This is a genomic window from Actinokineospora pegani, assembly GCF_009745975.1.
GTDB classification, from domain to species: domain Bacteria; phylum Actinomycetota; class Actinomycetes; order Mycobacteriales; family Pseudonocardiaceae; genus Actinokineospora; species Actinokineospora pegani.
The window spans coordinates 17,906-32,401 of the sequence record NZ_WHOL01000068.1; the positions used below are offsets into that span (position 1 = coordinate 17,906).

Below are 14,496 nucleotides of genomic sequence, written 5' to 3' on the forward strand. Positions count from 1 at the left end.
AGCCCCCGGGGTCAGGTCTGGCGCAGGGCGTAGCGGCGCTCGGCGTAGGCGAGGTCGTCGCGCCACAGCCGGGCCGCGCCCCAGCGCATGAGGGGGCGCAGCAGCGGGGCGATCCTGCCCGCGGTGGCGAAGCCGGGGCGGTCGGAGGTGGCGATGACCGCCTCGGTGACCGCGGTGCGGGCGTGGCCGTCCCGGCCCGCGGGCAGCGGGGTGGCGTGGGTCTCGACCACGCTGCCCAGTCCCTCCCCCTCGGTGATGCGCATGACCACTGTCCGCGGCTCGGGGCAGTGGAACTCGGCTCGCACCGGGACTCCCAGGCGGGAGCCGAGGGCGTAGGTCACGTCGACCAGGAACCGGTCGTCGGACTCGTTGACGACGTCCACGGCGGGGGCTTGCTCGACGGTCAGGCGGGCGAAGGCGTAGGGGTGGAACCAGGAGCCGTGCCAGGGGTCCAGGCGGTTGGCGATGATGTCGTGGGGTTCGCAGGCGCCCGTGGCCTTGGCGACCGCGGCGATGGCCGCGGCGGGGTCCGGCCGCCGGGGCAGGACCGGGGCGGGCAGCGGTTGCTCACCGCCCAGCTCGTCGAGCCGGACCCAGGCCAGCACGCCGTCGTCGTGCGCGGGCAGCGGGGACCACCCGGGGCCGCCGTCGCGGCCCAGCGGCAGGCCGTGCCAGCGGCACAGCAGGGTGCCGCACTCGACGCGGCCCGCGGCCAGCGGGGCGCCCAGGTGCGGGCAGGCGCCGGGGCCGACCACCAGTCCGCCGCCCGGGTCGCGGAAGGCGACCAGCTCCACCGGGCCGACGTGGGTCCCGAAGGGACGGTCGGCGCGGATGTCGGCGCTGGCGGCGAGGACGAACCAGTTGCCGGAGGGGCGGGCCGCCGCCCGGGCCGCCGCGGCGGCGATCACCTCGGGCTTGGCCTCGCGGTAGGTCGGGCGCTGGCGGGACCAGCTCTGGCGGGCCAGGGGGCGCACCGGCGCCGAGTCCGGCCACCGGGCGCGCAGCGCGTCGAGCAGGGACATGGTGTGTCTCTCCTTCCTCACTCCGTGGCGTGCACGCTCAACGCGACCCGGTAGCCCACGAGCACGATCGCGTGCAACAGGTACATCCACAGGGCGAGCGCCACGCCCTCCCCCGCCGTCTGGATACCCCCGAACGGCACCGCCCAGTCGATCGGGATGCTCAGGAACAGCAGGAAGCCGTGCAGGAACCCGGACACGACCGCGCCCGTGGCGAACCCGCACGCCACCGCTGTCCGCACGGGCAAGGCGGCGGGCGAGTGGACGACGTAGACCACGCTCAGGCACGCCGACACCACCAGCCAGTCCACGTGGAAGGTCGCGATCACCCCCCACACCGGGTCGAGGCCCCCGCCCGTGTAGAGCGGGACGACAGCGGGCGCGGTGGTAAGCAGCAGCACGACGAGGACCGGGCTCAGCGCCAGCAGCGGCAAGAACCCCACGCGGCCCTTCCAGCCCGCCAGCCGCCCCGGGGACGCGCCCTCGATCTGGCGCATCGACCGCCGCAGGCCCTCGCCGTAGAACGTGGCGGGCAACAGCGCGACGACCACCAGCCACCACGGCGACCCCAGGGCCGCGTCGACGAGAGCGCGCAGGCCTTCGCGCCCGTCGTGCTCGTCGGGCAGCGCGTCGACCAGGCCCGCGACCCCGTCGGCGGTGAACTGGTCGGAGGTGAGCCAGGCCGCCCCGCGCAGGGCGAGCAGCAGCACCGGCACGGCGGCGAGGCAGGCGAAGAAGGTGAGCCCGGCCGTCCACAACGACAGGTCCCGCCCGCGCAGGGACCGCGCGGTGTGGCGGATGACGCGCCGAGCGCGTGCGGTGGAGATCACGACAGTCCACGTACCGTGTGGTGGACCAGGGAGGAGGTGTCGCGGATGCGCGGGGAGGACCCGGTCGCGGGCTGGTCCCGCGTGCACGGCACCGATGTGAGCGGCAACACCCTGGTCGTCGGGTGGTTGCGGCTGGTGCACCGCTGCGCCCGCCCACTGCGGTGGGTCCCCCCGGACGTGCTCTCCGCGCTGGGTGTGGTGTGCGCCTGGTCGGCGGTCGCGGTCGCCGCACCGGGCGGGCGGTGGCCGTTGCTCGCCGCGGTCCTGGTGGTGCTCACCGGTCTGCTCGACGGGCTGGACGGGGCCGTGGCGCTCGCCACCGGCCGTGGCCGCCCGCTGGGCGCGGTGGTGGACGCCGTCGCCGACCGGCTCAGCGACCTGGCCTTCGTCGCCGTGCTGCTCGCGCTGGGGGCGGACCCGCTGTGGTGCGCGGTGATCGCGGCGGCGGTGTTCGTGCTGGAGTACGCCAGGGCCCGGGCCCAGGGCGCCGGGATGGCCGGGGCGGGGGCGGTCACGGTGGCCGAGCGGCCGACGCGCGTGATCGTGACCGCCGTGGTCGCCGCGGGCGCGGGGGCGTTCCCCGGCGGCACGCCGGTCATTGGGTGGTCCTGGGCGGCGGTGGGGGTGGTGGTGTGGCTCGTCGTGCTGGCTGTGGGCCTGGTCCAGTTGTCCCTCGGGATCGCGCGGGCGCTGCGGCCCTGACGGCCCTGACGTCCACCGGGCGGCCTTTCCAGCGCAGGGTGTCCGCGCGCTTGCCCCGCCAGCTCCGGCCGAGCAGGACGAGCACGGCCGCTGCGGAGGCCGGGTGCGCCCACGCGTCGGGCCACGCGCGACCGCCGGTCCGCCGGGCGGCGACGACGCGGCTCGCCACGCCCGCCAGGTAGCCCAGCGCGCCCACCCGCGACCCGAACAGGGCGGCGACCGGTGGCAGCAGGTACAGCCAGCTCAGTGCGGCGCCGAACAGCACCGCGACGAGCGGGGAGCCCGTGGCCGACCACAGGGACTTCCCGTACCCCTCCCGCACCTGGTCCCAGTCCTCGTACATCCGGCACTCGGCGACCCCGCTCCCGTCGATCACGGCGGTCCGCCCGCCGCTCGACCGGACGCGGCGGGCCAGGGCCATGTCGTCCAGGACGGCGCCGCCCACCGACTCGTAGCCCCCGCAGCGCCGCAGCGCCGCGGCGTCGACGACGAGGAACTGGCCGGTGGCGGCGGCCAGCGCGGGCCGCGTCGACCGTTCCGCCAGCCGCATCGGCAGCGACACCACCAGCGACCACTGCAACAGCGGCTGGACCAGCCGTGGCCCCCACCCGTCGGCGAGCTGGCGCGGGAACGGGCAGACCAGGTCCAGCCCGGCGGCCCGCAGCGACCACACCGCCGAGGCCACGGCCGTCTCGCCCAGCACCACGTCGGCGTCGACGAACACCAGCACACCGCCCCGGGCCCGCCGGGCGAGCTGGGCGCAGGCGTGCGGCTTGCCCAGCACGCCCTCGGGCGGCGGTTCCCCGGTCAGCAGGCGGAACCTGGGGTCTGCCCCGCACAGCGCGCGCACCAGGGCCGCGGTGCCGTCGGTCGACCCGTCGTCGAGGACCAGCACCTCCAGGTCGTCGACGCCGCGCTGGGCCAGCAGCGACCGCAGGGTGGGCGCCACCCGGTGCGCCTCGTCGCGCAGCGGCAGCAACACCGAGACCCGCTCCGCGCAGGGCGGCGGGTCCACCGGGGCCGAGCGCAGCAAGCGGGCGTTGACCACCGAGTGCGCGGCGCCCGCCGCGGCGGTCAGCGCGGCCGCGGCGACCCAGGGAACCCTCACCGGCGCACCGCTCGGACCAGCGCGACCGCGTACGGCACCGCCACGACACCCATCAGCACCCCGCCCACCAGCGCCACCCCCGGACGGCCGAAGAAGAACGCGTGCGCCCACACCGAGGACCCGTAGGTCCACAGGTACATCACCGGCGCGGGCCCGGCCCGCAGGTCGGTCCCGGCGTCCACGGGGACCAGGTGGTGCAGCAGCGTGATCATCGCCACAGCCACGAGCAACCACCCGGCGAAGTTCGTCAGCGGCACACCGTCGACCCCCGGCAGCGCGGGCGCCGGGTGCGCCCACGACCAGTGCCCGGCGTCGACCATCTGCGGATCGAGGAACACGTCCCAGGACGCCAGCGCCCACCCACCCACCACGGCCACGAGCCAGCGACCGCCACCGGCCAGGGCCCGACCCACCAGCAGGGCGGGCCACGCCATCATCACCCACGCGAACGGCACCACCAGCGGCACTCCCGCCACCGACCACCCGAGATCGCCCGCGTAGGAGTAGTCGCCGAAGGGGAACCCGGTGTGGCTGCCCAGGACCTCGACGGCCAGACCCCCGCCCCCGGCGACCGCCAGCAGTGCCAGCACGCCGCGAACGCCCTGCCTGCCCGCGGCGTCCAGCACGGACGCCGCCGCGAAGGCCAGCACGGTGAGGATGGTCCAGGGGACCCGCTGCCCGGGGTCCGTTTGGGAGTACACGATCTGACACACGACCGAGGTGGCGGCGAACAGCGCGGCGATCACGGGGAGCACGCGCGTGCGGACCGACCGGTTGGCCCCAGGCGTGGCGAGCATGAGGTGAGCCTATGGTGCGCGTGGGGCGTCGGCTGGATGACTCGCCATGCACGCCGGGCCGCCCTGGACAACACTTTGCGCCATGTTGCCCCTGTGGTCTCCGTCGGAAGCGCCAGGACGCGACCGGGCCGCCGAGAAGGTCCCGGCGAGAGCCGGGCGGCCGAACGCCGGTCACCTCGACCGGGTGCCGAGGGTCGCCGTGGTCGGCGGTGGCATCGCCGGGGTCGCCGCGGCGGTCGGCCTCGCCGAGCGCGGCGTCCAGGTGACCCTGCTCGAGCGCGGGGACGACCTCGGCGGCCGCGTCACCGGGTGGGCGGGCGCCCACGCCGACGGCTCCCCCGCCACGATGACGCGCGGCTTCCACGCCTTCTTCCGCCAGTACTACAACCTGCGCGCCCTGCTGCGCCGGGTCGACCCGGACCTGCGGATGCTGCGCCCCATCGCCGATTACCCCTTGCGGCACAAGAACGGGACGGCGGAGAGCTTCCTCGGCCTGCCACTGCGTCCGCCGTGGAACGTGGCGTCCTTCGTGCTGCGCAGCGAGTCCTTCACGATGCGGGACCTGACGCGGATGCGGCTGCCCGCGGCGTCGCGGTTGTTCGACGTGGCCGTGCCCGGTGTCTACGAGGCGCTCGACGACGTCGACGCCGACACCTTCCTGCGCGACATGGCGTTCCCGGAGGCGGCGCGGCACCTGGCGTTCGAGGTGTTCTCCCGCAGCTTCTTCGCCCGCCCGGACGCGTTGTCGGCGGCGGAGTTGGCCACGATGTTCCACATCTACTTCCTCGGTTCCAGCGAGGGCCTGCTCTTCGACGTCCCCGCCGACCCCTACCCCACCTCCCTCTGGGGCCCGTTCCGCAGGCACCTCACCAGTCTGGGCGTCGAGGTGCGCACCGGGGTCGCGGTGGAGTCGGTGTGCCCCGGCCTCGAACGCCGCCACCGGCTCGAGGCCTCGACCGACGTCGCGGACGAGTTCGACGCGGTCGTGCTCGCCTGCGACACCGCCGGGTTGCGCGAGGTGGTCGACCGCTCGGCCGGGCTCGGCTCAGCGGACTGGCGCGCGGGGGTCGCCAGGGTGCGCACGGCGCCGCCGTTCCTGGTGAGCCGGTTCTGGCTCGACCGCCCGGCCAACCCGGACCGCGCGGCCTTCCTCGGCACCAGCGGCTACCGCCACCTGGACAACATCAGCGTCCTCGACTCCTTCGAGACCGAGTCCGCCGCGTGGCGCGAGCGCACCGGTGGCTCGGTCGTCGAACTGCACGCCTACGCCCTGGACCCCGAGCCGGACCTCGACAGCGTCGTGGCCGCCCTGCTCGACGAGGCGCGCAGCGTCTACCCGGAACTGCGCGGCGCCAAGGCACTCCGGGTCGAGCACGTGCTGCGCGAGGACTGCCCGCTGTTCGCGCCGGGGAGCTTCGCGACCCGCCCGACCGTGGCCACACCGGACCCGACGGTGGTGCTGGCGGGCGACCTCGTCCGCGTCGACCTCCCGGTCGCGCTGATGGAACGCGCCGCCACCACCGGTTTCCTCGCCGCCAACCACCTCCTCGACGGCTGGGGCGTGCAGGGGCACGACCTGTGGACGGTTCCCAACCGGGGTCGGTCGCGAGTCCTGCGGAGGGGGGCCCGTCAGCCCTCCGCGCCGCGCAGCAGGCTCGCGTAGAGGGTGAGGCCGGGGCCGAAGGCCATGGCCACGACCGGGGCACCCGGGGCCAGCCCCGTGCGGCGCAGCTCGTCGAGCACCAGCAGGACCGTGGCCGACGAGCAGTTCCCGCGTTCGCGCAGCACGGTGCGGGACGCGTCGAGGGCGTCCGGCGCCAGGCCCAGGGTGTGCGCGACGGTGTCGAGGATGCGGGGGCCGCCGGGGTGCACGGCCCAGCCGCCGACGTCGGCGCGGGTCATGCCGTTGCGGGCGAGCAGGTCGTCGACCGCGGGCGCGACGTGCCGGGCGAGGACGTCGGGGACGCGCGGCGACAGCTCCATCCGGAAGCCGCGGTCGGTGATGTCCCAGCGCATGTGGTCGGCGGTGCCGGGGGCGGTGCGGGCGACGACGTCGAGCACCTCGATCCCCTCGCCCGCGGGGCGCAGGACCACCGCGGCCGCGGCGTCGGCGAACAGGGCGTGCGTGATCACCTGGGCCAGGTCGTCGGTGGCGGGCTGGGCGTGCAGCGAGGTCAGCTCCAGGCACAGCAGGACGGCCGGGTGGCCGCGGGCGGCGACGTAGTCGGCGACCGCCCCCAGGCCGGGCAGCGCGGCGTAGCAGCCCATGTGCCCGATCACCAGCCGCTGCACGTCCTCGGCCATGCCCAGGTCGGCGGCGAGGTGGATGTCGAGGCCGGGAGTGGCGTAGCCGGTGCAGGACACCACGGCCAGCAGGCCCACGTCGGCGGCGGGCAGACCCGCCTCGACCAGTGCGGCGGTGACCGCCTCCTTGCCCAGCGCCGGGGCCTCGAGGCTGTAGCGGCGCATCCGCCGCTCGGTCGACCACTCGGACACGTCCTCGACGAGCGGGTCGGCGACGGCGTGCCGGTGTTCGACGCCTGCCGCGTGGAACAGCCGCTCGGCCACCCTGGGCTTGGCGAGCTGCGGGGCGAAGTGCCCGTCCCACACCGCTTTCTGGTCGATCCTGCCGGGGAACGAGGTGCCGAACCCGGCGATCCGCGCGGTCACCACCGGGGCACCGCCGTGTCGCCGTGCGGGTCGTCGCCGAGCGCGGCGGCGCCCAGGTAGTCGGCGCACACGTCGGAGGTGGCCGGTTGCAGCGCGCCGCAGCGGGCGTCGCGGTAGAGCCGTTCGAGCGGGTGCCCCCGGCGCGACGCCGAGGTGCCCGCCGCCTCCAGCATGGACCCGGCGACCTGCGCGGCGGTGTCGCCCGCGAGCAGCTTGGCCCGCCACACCCAGCGGTTGGTCTCCGGCCGGCCCGGGGCGGTGTCCACCCGCTTCGCGGCCTGCTCGACCACGCCCCGGGCGGCGGCCACGGCGGCGTCGGCGCGTCCCACCCTGGCGCGGATGGCGGGCAGGGCGGTGAGGCCGCGCTCTCGCAGGTGCGCCACGGCCGCGTCGACCGCGGACTGGGCGACCCCGACGTAGACCGCCGCGTAGGACGCGACGAGCCACTGCGGCATGACCTGGGCGAGCAGCAGCGCCAGGCCCTCCACCCCGCCCAGCAGCGCGGAGGCGGGCACGGTGACGTCGAAGTGGACGTCCTGGCTGCCGGTCGCGCGCATGCCCAGCGAGTCCCAGGTGGGCTCGACCACCACGCCCTCGCCCGCGGGCACCAGGAAGTGCGAGACCACCGGCGAGTCGGCCGGGGCGGCGGCCGAGCGGGCGGCCACCAGGTAGGTGTCGACGTGGCCCGCGCCGGAGACGAACGCCTTGCTCCCGGTGATCCGGAACCCGTCGCCCACGGGGGTGTAGGAGGTGGTCATCGCCGAGAGCCGCGACCCCGCCCCCCGCTCGCTCATCGCGACCCCGCAGAGCATGCCCTCCGCCACGTCGGACAGGACCCGGTCGCGCTCGGTGAAGAACGTCTCCGGCACCCCGAAGGCGCGCACGACCTCGTCCGGGGTGTGCGCGAGCGCGCCGGTGACCGAGGCGTGCATGTTGAAGATCAGGGCGGTGGCCCCCGCTCCCGCCGCCAGCGCCGCGGCCACCTCGGCGTAGTCGCCGAAACCGGCCCCCGCGCCGCCGAGCCTGGTCGGCACCATCAGCCCGAGCAGCCCGGCGCCCCGCAGGTCGTCGAAGTCCGCCGCCGGGAACCGCCCCGCCTCGTCGTGCTCGGCCGCCCGCGCCGCGAACCGCGGCACCAGGTCCCGCGCCACGGCCAACGCCTCCTGCGGCGAGACCAACACACCCGTCGCGGCTCTCGCCATCACGTCGTCTTCCTCCCGATAGCCTGGAACAACACCGCTGTCGTGGGCGCCGGAACCATCCGCACCCCTTCCTGCCGCCCGGTGAGCCACCGGGCCAGGTCCGCCGCCGACGGCCGTGTCCCGCGCAGCGCGAGCCGCACACCGTGTTCGCCGCACAGCCGGACCAGTTCGCGCCGGTCGACGAACAGCGCGTGGTCGTGCAGGCCGCGCGGCGGCCCGCCCGGGAGGCGCTCGGCGACGGCGATCGCGACCAGCCGGGCGAGCCGGGTGTTCGCGATCGTGTCCAGCACCAGCAGTCCCCCGGGGCGCAGCACCCGGCACGCCTCACCGATCGCGGCGGCGTGGTCGGTGACGTGCTCCAGGATCTCCCCCGCGCACACCACGTCGGCCGTCTCGTCGGCGAGCGGCACCCGCGCCACGTCCGCGCGCACCGCCACCACGCCGTGCGCGGCCGCGCGCTCCAGCGCGCTGCGGGTGATGTCGACGCCGACGTGGCGGTACCCCTTGCCCGCCAGGTGCGGGGCCAGCAGGCCCGCGCCGCAGCCGAGGTCGACGAGCACCGCGCCCGCGCGGGTCGCGGGCGGCACCAACGCCGCCCTGGCCCGCGCCAGCCAGTGCAGCATCGCGAAGTCCCCCCGGGGCAACCACCACTGCCCGACCAGGTCGTCGTACTGGGCCGGGTCGTTGCGGGCCCTGGGTGCGCGAACGGCCATCATCCAACGCTCGCACACCTCGCACCCGTCTGCTCGACGCCGGGCCCGGCGCGGGCGCGGGCGCGGGAGATCCGGCGCACCTCGACGTCGGCGTCCCCGTCGGGGCGTGCGGGCCGAACCCGCGACGGCGAGCCACAGCGGGGGCGGCGTGCGAAGGTGGCCGGGTGACCTCGACCGCGACCGCCCTCGTCCGGGCCTGCCACCCCGAGCCCACGGCGGCGGTCACCCTGGTCGCCGCCGGGGTGGCGGCGAGCGCGGGCGCGGGGTGGCCGGTCGTCGTCCTGGTCGCGGCGGCGGTCTTCACCGGACAGTTGTCCGTCGGCTGGCTCAACGACTACCTCGACGCCGACCGGGACAACGCGGTGTCCCGGCAGGACAAGCCGATCGCCGCCGGGGCGGTCAGCCGACGGGTGGTCGGGGTGGCCGTGCTCGTCGCCGCGGCGGCGTGCGTGCCGCTGTCGCTGGCCGTCGGGTGGGTCGCGGGGGCGGTGCACCTCGTCGCCGTGGTGTCGGCTTGGGCGTACAACGCCGGGCTCAAGTCCACTGCGGCGTCCTTCGCGCCCTACGCGGTGTCGTTCGGGTTGCTGCCGCTGTTCATCCTGATGGCCGCGGGGCGCTCCGCGCCCTGGTGGCTGGTCGCGGCGGGGTCGTTGCTGGGCACCGGCGCCCACTTCGCCAACACCCTGCCCGACCTCGCCGACGACGCCGCCACGGGCGTGCGCGGGCTGCCGCACCGGCTCGGGGCCGCCGCGTCGACCGGGGCGGCGGTGGCGGCGTTCCTGGCGGCGATGGGCTGCCTGCTCCTGGGGCCGTCCGGTCCGCCCGGCCTGGTGGCCGTGCTGCTGGTGGCGACCGCGTGCGTGGTGATCGCCCTGGCCCTGGCCCGGCCGGGCGCGCGCCGGGCACAGGCGCTGTTCCGGGCGATCATGTGCACCGCGCTGCTGGCGGTCGCGATGCTGCTCACCGTCCCGCTGTGAGGCGGCTCGGGGCCGGTCGCGGGTGTACACTCCGTGGACGTGCCCTGGTCCCCGGCGTGATGTAAGCCGACCGAGGGATCTGTCATGGCACAAGCGAACTCGATTCTGGTAACCACGCAGGTCAAGGACGTCGCGACGGCTCATCGGAAGGCGATCGCGGCCATTCTTCGCGCGGCCGGGCAGGGCATGTTCACCGCGGCCGAGGCGGAATCGCTCGTCGGCCGGGTGCGGGCCCGGCTCGCTGTCCTGGAAGGACGCAACAGCACCCTGAGCGACGAGGGGGCGTGATGGTGACCACCCTTCCGACGGATGCGGCCGCCGCGGCACTGCTCACCGTCACAGCGCATCCGCTCCCGACCGGCGCGCTCGTGGTCACGGCGTGCGGCGAGGTGGACCTGACCAGCAGCCCGCTGCTGCGCGACGCGCTCTTGGCGCACCTGCGGCCCGGCCCCCCGCACCTGGTCGTCGACCTCACCGGGGTGCGCCTGCTCGACGCGGCCGGTCTCGCCGTCCTGCTCGTGGTCAGGAAGGCGGCGGCGGCCGCGGGAACACGGCTCTCCGTGGTCGGGGACGCCCGCCCCGTCCTGCTGCCGCTGGCGGTCACCGGCCTGGACGACGTGTTCGAACTCCACACCGACCTCGCCGGCGCCCTGCTCGCGCCGGGGGGCCAGTACGCGATCCCCTCGCCGAGGTAGCCCCAGGACCGCCTGAGCGCGCCGCCTTCACGGCGACTGGCTGTCGCCTGTCGCGGACCGGGGGGTCGGCCTGCGGTTGATCAGGTTGTCGAAGCGTCTGAGGACGTCCAGTTGGGCGATGTTGTACAGCTCGACCACACCCTGGCCGATGGCCGAGAGGCCCGGGGAATCCCGGATGACCGCCGTCGAGGCCTCGAGCTCCGGTTGCTCCTCGGCCTGCCGCTGGGCCTCGACGGCGAACGCCTCGGCGATCCGCTGCCGGGTCTGCTCGTCCGCGTCCGCCGGAAGGGCCTCGAACTCGACCTCGGACTGGCCGAGGCGGGTCGCGTACAGCTCCCGCAGCGCGTCCATCGCAGGCGGGGGCAGGACGCGGGAGTAGAGCAGGATCAGGGCCTTGGTCGCTTCCGACATCCTGGCGGCGTTCTCGTCGAAGCCCGGTGGCAGGTCGACCAGTGTCCGGTCGCGCAGGACCGCGGCGAGGTCCTCGCGCATGCGCTGCTGGCGCTCGATGCTCGCGGCCAGCTCGGCGTCGAGGGCGCGCAGGGTCTGCTCCTCGGTCTCCTCCGAGCCCTCCATGGCGGCGATGTCCGACAGGGTCACGCCCATGTCGACGAGGCGGCGGATGCGCAGCAGGCGGATGAGGTGCCTGACCTTGTACCGCTTGTAGCCGTTCGCCGCCCGCTCCGGCTCCTCCAGCAGGCCGATCCGGTGGTAGTGCCGGACGGCCTTCAAGGTCGTGCCCCCGAGTTCGGCGATCTGACGCGTGCTCCACGGCATCCCCGCATCCCACACCATGCCCCGGGGGCACGGTCAAGCAGGCAGGCAGGCCTTGACTGTGCCCCAGGGGCACAGGTTCGAATCAGCGCACCGAGGTCAACACCAGGAACGGGGGAGACAGACGTGGAACGCAAGCGAGCAAGGCGAAGTCTGACCTTGGTGGTCGCGGCAGGCCTCGTGGGCTCGATGGCCGCGGCGGCGCCCGCGGCGGCCCAGGGGCCCGCGGCGCAGGTGCGGTGGGGCGCGTGTCCCGAGGACGTGAAGACCGGGTTCACGGCGTTGGAGTGCGGCACCGTGCGGGTGCCGCTGGACTACGCGGAGCCGGACGGCACGCAGATCGAGCTCATGCTGTCCCGGATCGCCAGCGCGGTCCCGGACCAGCGGCGCGGGGTGCTGATGCTCAACCCCGGCGGGCCGGGCGGGTCCGGGTTGTCGATGCCCGCCGACCTGGTGGGCATGGGGCTGCCCGCGAGCGTCATGAACGCCTACGACGTGATCGGCATGGACACCCGCGGCGTCGGGCACTCGACACCGCTGAGTTGCGGGTTCACCGCCGACCAGGAGTACCGCGCCAACATCCCGCCGTACGCGGTCGACGAGGCGGCGGTCGACGAGCAGGCCGAGATCTCCCAGGGGGTCGCCGCGCAGTGCGCGGCCAACGACCCCGGGGGCGAGCTGCGCCACCTGTCGACGGCGAACACCGCGCGCGACCTGGACCGCATCCGCGCCGCGCTGGGCGAGGAGAAGACCAACTACCTCGGCTACTCCTACGGGACGGCGCTGGGCGCGGCGTACGCGTCGATGTTCCCCGAGCGCGCCGACCGGGTGGTGCTCGACAGCAACCTCCCGGACACGTTCCTCGACCACGAGGGGATGCGCACGTGGGGCGCGGGCGCCGAGGAGACGTTCCCGGACTTCGCGGCGTGGGCGGCGCGGCGGCACGGGGCCTACGGCCTGGGCAGCACGCCCGAGCAGGTGCGGGCGACCTACTTCGAGATCGCCCGGCAGCTCGACGAGAACCCGGTGCCCGGCCTCAGCGGCAGCGACTTCCGTATGGCCACCTTCGTGGGCCTCTACGGCAAGACGAGGTACGGGACGACCGCGCAGATCTGGCAGTCCCTGCTCGAGTCCGACGCGGACGCCGCCAAGCGGCAGCTCGCGGCGACCCCGGAGCTGTCGCCGAACGACAACGCGTTCACCGTGTTCCTGTCGGTGACCTGCAACGACATCAACTGGCCCGAGGACGTCCAGACCTACCAGCGCGACGTGGCCGAGGACCGCGAGAGGTTCCCGCTCTTCGGCGCGGCCACCGCCAACATCATCCCGTGCGCGTACTGGGAGCACGAGCCGGTCGAGCCGCCGGTGCGGGTCAACCCCGAGGGCAGCGAAATCCTGATCCTGCAGAACCTCCGCGACCCCGTCACGCCCCACCGCGGCGCGGTCGCCCTCCAGGAGAAGTTCGGCGAGCGCTCGCACCTGGTGAGCGTGGACGGGAGTGGCCACGGCGTCTACGTGTTCGGTGGGAACGCGTGCGCGCTGAACACCACGACGGCCTACCTGGTCGACGGTGAGCTGCCCGCGAAGAACAAGCTCTGCGAGGCGTGAAGCGGCTCTTGAGTTGCCGGCGGGGCGGGGTGCGACAACAGGCGCCCCGCCCCGCCGGTGTGGGCGGGCATACCGATTGGTGCGGCGTCCCCGGGGGTAATCCGGGGTGGACCGCCGAACACCGCGCAGAACCGGGGGACGCCTTGACCGACATGCCCGACAACCAGCCCACGCCCGCGGAGCGGCCCCGGCGGGTGGTGATCGAGCCCGGTGGGCCGATCCTGGTCGAGGGTCCGGTGAGCCTGGAGCTGCCGGACGGGGTCCACGTCGAGTCCGACCGGTTCATGGTGGCGGTGTGCACCTGCCGGCGCAGCAAGCACTACCCCTTGTGCGACAGCAGCCACCGGCGCAAGGTGCGCGCCGACTGAGGGCCGTTCTACAGCGCGATCCGCAACGACGACCTGCCCGCCTGCCACGCGTCGAGCAGGTGGTCGGAGAGGCGCTGTTCGAGGAAGTTGGTGGCCTGCACGCCGAAGGTCACGTCGGCGGCCAGTTCGGGTTCGGCCTCCAGCAGGCCGCCCACCACGTCGTGGCGCATGACCTGTTCGTGCACCGCGTCCGCCTCGATGTGCTCGCTGTAGAACAGCACGCACGGGGGCTCGGCGTCGAGCTGGGTCAGCGCGTCGACCATCCGGGCCGCGCTGGGGCCGGTGGTGATCTCGGCGGCGGTCAGGTGGCCGACGAGCGCGCCCCGCCACCTGCGGTGCAGGCCGAACAGCGACATGATGTTGACCGTCGCCAACGCGCAGGCGGGCGCGTGGTCGAGGTAGTGCAGGTAGTCGGCGGACATGCCCGCGGCGTCGAGCAGGTCGGCGTACAACTGGCTGTGCGCGCGGTCCGCCCGGCCACCGCCGAACTCGTCGAACTCGATGGCCACCAGGGCCGCCTTGGCGCGGCCGCGCAGCCTGGGGATGACCCAGGCGTGCGGGTCCGCCTCTTTGAGGTGGTAGATCGACCGCACCGCGAACAGCTCGCGCATCTGCCACCACTCGCCTGCGACGCGCAGGTGGTGGCTGACCCCCACAGCCGGAACGGGCTCCACCAGCAAGGCGTCCAGTTCGGCGTCGATGTCGCTGCCGCCGACTGTCCGGTCCGCGATAGCGCTGACGAAGGCCCGCTCCATGCCCGCCCGCGCCCGCAACAGCTCCGCGTCCCACTCCCAGTCGGGGTCGACACCATCGAAGCCCCGGTAGTGCAGTTCGTAGCAGACTTGCAGGGCGAGCTGCACGTCCTCGCCCAGGGGATCGCCGTGCACGGCAGGGAACGCGGCACTGCCCGGGGCGCCCGCGAGCCCCCCGATGACCGCCTGGGACAGCGGGCCGCGCGGCGTGGGCAACGCAGCGGACACGCGGCGAATCTCCTCGGTGCTGGTCACCGGCCACCTCCTGAAGTCGTCAGTGG

16 protein-coding genes are annotated in these 14,496 nt (G+C 74.8%); 7 read left to right on the forward strand and 9 right to left on the reverse strand.

Annotated elements, in window-relative coordinates:
• Positions 1-11: 11 nt before the first annotated feature.
• Positions 12-1,022 carry a DUF5914 domain-containing protein gene (locus GCL84_RS10345; RefSeq protein ID WP_156755197.1) on the reverse strand — a complete coding sequence of 337 codons (1,011 nt, stop codon included), beginning with the start codon at positions 1,020-1,022 and terminating at the stop codon, positions 12-14.
• A gap of 17 nt (positions 1,023-1,039) precedes the next feature.
• On the reverse strand, positions 1,040-1,849 hold the full coding sequence (locus GCL84_RS10350; protein ID WP_197523150.1) for a YhjD/YihY/BrkB family envelope integrity protein: 810 nt from the start codon (positions 1,847-1,849) through the stop codon (positions 1,040-1,042).
• A 45-nt stretch (positions 1,850-1,894) separates the two neighbouring features.
• Between GCL84_RS10350 and GCL84_RS10355 the strand changes: the two genes are divergently transcribed.
• Positions 1,895-2,551 carry a CDP-alcohol phosphatidyltransferase family protein gene (locus tag GCL84_RS10355; protein WP_235926131.1) on the forward strand — a complete coding sequence of 219 codons (657 nt, stop codon included), beginning with the start codon at positions 1,895-1,897 and terminating at the stop codon, positions 2,549-2,551.
• On the opposite strand, the gene GCL84_RS10360 is transcribed toward GCL84_RS10355, so the two are convergent.
• Together GCL84_RS10360 and GCL84_RS10365 are read right to left on the reverse strand one after the other, a co-directional pair.
• Complete coding sequence (locus tag GCL84_RS10360) at positions 2,445-3,659, reverse strand: glycosyltransferase (protein ID WP_156755200.1); 1,215 nt, start codon at positions 3,657-3,659, stop codon at positions 2,445-2,447. The genes GCL84_RS10355 and GCL84_RS10360 overlap by 107 nt on opposite strands.
• Positions 3,656-4,456, reverse strand: a complete 801-nt coding sequence (locus GCL84_RS10365) for a carotenoid biosynthesis protein (RefSeq protein WP_156755201.1) — start codon at positions 4,454-4,456, stop codon at positions 3,656-3,658. The genes GCL84_RS10360 and GCL84_RS10365 overlap by 4 nt, the downstream gene beginning before the upstream one ends.
• A gap of 82 nt (positions 4,457-4,538) precedes the next feature.
• Between GCL84_RS10365 and GCL84_RS10370 the strand changes: the two genes are divergently transcribed.
• On the forward strand, positions 4,539-6,119 hold the full coding sequence (locus GCL84_RS10370) for an FAD-dependent oxidoreductase (RefSeq protein WP_156755202.1): 1,581 nt from the start codon (positions 4,539-4,541) through the stop codon (positions 6,117-6,119).
• On the opposite strand, the gene GCL84_RS10375 is transcribed toward GCL84_RS10370, so the two are convergent.
• The 3 genes from GCL84_RS10375 to GCL84_RS10385 are packed head-to-tail and all read right to left on the reverse strand — an operon-like array spanning position 6,086 to position 9,041.
• A complete protein-coding gene (locus GCL84_RS10375) occupies positions 6,086-7,126 on the reverse strand; it encodes a type III polyketide synthase (RefSeq protein ID WP_156755203.1) in 1,041 nt (346 codons plus the stop codon). The genes GCL84_RS10370 and GCL84_RS10375 overlap by 34 nt on opposite strands.
• Positions 7,123-8,328, reverse strand: coding sequence for an acyl-CoA dehydrogenase family protein (locus GCL84_RS10380; RefSeq protein ID WP_156755204.1), 1,206 nt, complete (start codon positions 8,326-8,328; stop codon positions 7,123-7,125). Before GCL84_RS10380 ends, GCL84_RS10375 begins: the two co-directional genes overlap by 4 nt.
• Positions 8,328-9,041: a methyltransferase domain-containing protein gene (locus tag GCL84_RS10385; RefSeq protein WP_156755205.1), complete on the reverse strand. Its 714-nt coding sequence runs from the start codon at positions 9,039-9,041 to the stop codon at positions 8,328-8,330. Before GCL84_RS10385 ends, GCL84_RS10380 begins: the two co-directional genes overlap by 1 nt.
• Positions 9,042-9,205: 164 nt before the next feature.
• On the opposite strand from GCL84_RS10385, the gene GCL84_RS10390 reads away from it, so the two are divergent.
• The 3 genes from GCL84_RS10390 to GCL84_RS10400 all read left to right on the forward strand — a co-directional run bounded on the left by GCL84_RS10390 (position 9,206) and on the right by GCL84_RS10400 (position 10,713).
• Positions 9,206-10,018, forward strand: coding sequence for a UbiA family prenyltransferase (locus GCL84_RS10390; RefSeq protein WP_156755206.1), 813 nt, complete (start codon positions 9,206-9,208; stop codon positions 10,016-10,018).
• Positions 10,019-10,102: 84 nt separating this feature from the next.
• On the forward strand, positions 10,103-10,306 hold the full coding sequence (locus tag GCL84_RS10395; RefSeq protein WP_156755207.1) for a hypothetical protein: 204 nt from the start codon (positions 10,103-10,105) through the stop codon (positions 10,304-10,306).
• Positions 10,306-10,713 (forward strand): STAS domain-containing protein, encoded by a 408-nt coding sequence (locus tag GCL84_RS10400; RefSeq protein ID WP_156755208.1) that lies wholly within the window; start codon positions 10,306-10,308, stop codon positions 10,711-10,713. The genes GCL84_RS10395 and GCL84_RS10400 overlap by 1 nt, the downstream gene beginning before the upstream one ends.
• 27 nt (positions 10,714-10,740) lie before the next feature.
• On the opposite strand, the gene GCL84_RS10405 is transcribed toward GCL84_RS10400, so the two are convergent.
• The gene (locus GCL84_RS10405; RefSeq protein WP_156755209.1) at positions 10,741-11,490 is read right to left on the reverse strand and encodes a MerR family transcriptional regulator; all 750 of its coding nucleotides are present in this window, start codon (positions 11,488-11,490) and stop codon (positions 10,741-10,743) included.
• A 159-nt stretch (positions 11,491-11,649) separates the two neighbouring features.
• On the opposite strand from GCL84_RS10405, the gene GCL84_RS10410 reads away from it, so the two are divergent.
• The gene (locus GCL84_RS10410; protein ID WP_235926132.1) at positions 11,650-13,095 is read left to right on the forward strand and encodes an alpha/beta hydrolase; all 1,446 of its coding nucleotides are present in this window, start codon (positions 11,650-11,652) and stop codon (positions 13,093-13,095) included.
• A gap of 152 nt (positions 13,096-13,247) precedes the next feature.
• On the forward strand, positions 13,248-13,463 hold the full coding sequence (locus GCL84_RS10415; RefSeq protein ID WP_156755210.1) for a CDGSH iron-sulfur domain-containing protein: 216 nt from the start codon (positions 13,248-13,250) through the stop codon (positions 13,461-13,463).
• Between the two features lie 8 nt (positions 13,464-13,471).
• Here the strand turns inward: GCL84_RS10415 and GCL84_RS10420 are convergent, their stop codons facing one another.
• Positions 13,472-14,470, reverse strand: a complete 999-nt coding sequence (locus GCL84_RS10420) for an iron-containing redox enzyme family protein (RefSeq protein WP_156755211.1) — start codon at positions 14,468-14,470, stop codon at positions 13,472-13,474.
• Positions 14,471-14,496 lie beyond the last annotated feature (26 nt).

Excerpts from the sequence above, each read along its gene's own strand:
- GCL84_RS10370 (WP_156755202.1), top strand. The coding sequence starts at position 4,539 with ATGTTGCCCCTGTGGTCTCCGTCGGAAGCGCCAGGACGCGACCGGGCC.
- GCL84_RS10400 (WP_156755208.1), top strand. The coding sequence starts at position 10,306 with ATGGTGACCACCCTTCCGACGGATGCGGCCGCCGCGGCACTGCTCACC.
- GCL84_RS10380 (WP_156755204.1), bottom strand. The coding sequence starts at position 8,328 with ATGGCGAGAGCCGCGACGGGTGTGTTGGTCTCGCCGCAGGAGGCGTTG.
- GCL84_RS10415 (WP_156755210.1), top strand. The coding sequence starts at position 13,248 with ATGCCCGACAACCAGCCCACGCCCGCGGAGCGGCCCCGGCGGGTGGTG.
- GCL84_RS10355 (WP_235926131.1), top strand. The coding sequence starts at position 1,895 with ATGCGCGGGGAGGACCCGGTCGCGGGCTGGTCCCGCGTGCACGGCACC.
- GCL84_RS10405 (WP_156755209.1), bottom strand. The coding sequence starts at position 11,490 with ATGCCGTGGAGCACGCGTCAGATCGCCGAACTCGGGGGCACGACCTTG.
- GCL84_RS10345 (WP_156755197.1), bottom strand. The coding sequence starts at position 1,022 with ATGTCCCTGCTCGACGCGCTGCGCGCCCGGTGGCCGGACTCGGCGCCG.
- GCL84_RS10365 (WP_156755201.1), bottom strand. The coding sequence starts at position 4,456 with ATGCTCGCCACGCCTGGGGCCAACCGGTCGGTCCGCACGCGCGTGCTC.
- GCL84_RS10395 (WP_156755207.1), top strand. The coding sequence starts at position 10,103 with ATGGCACAAGCGAACTCGATTCTGGTAACCACGCAGGTCAAGGACGTC.
- GCL84_RS10385 (WP_156755205.1), bottom strand. The coding sequence starts at position 9,041 with ATGGCCGTTCGCGCACCCAGGGCCCGCAACGACCCGGCCCAGTACGAC.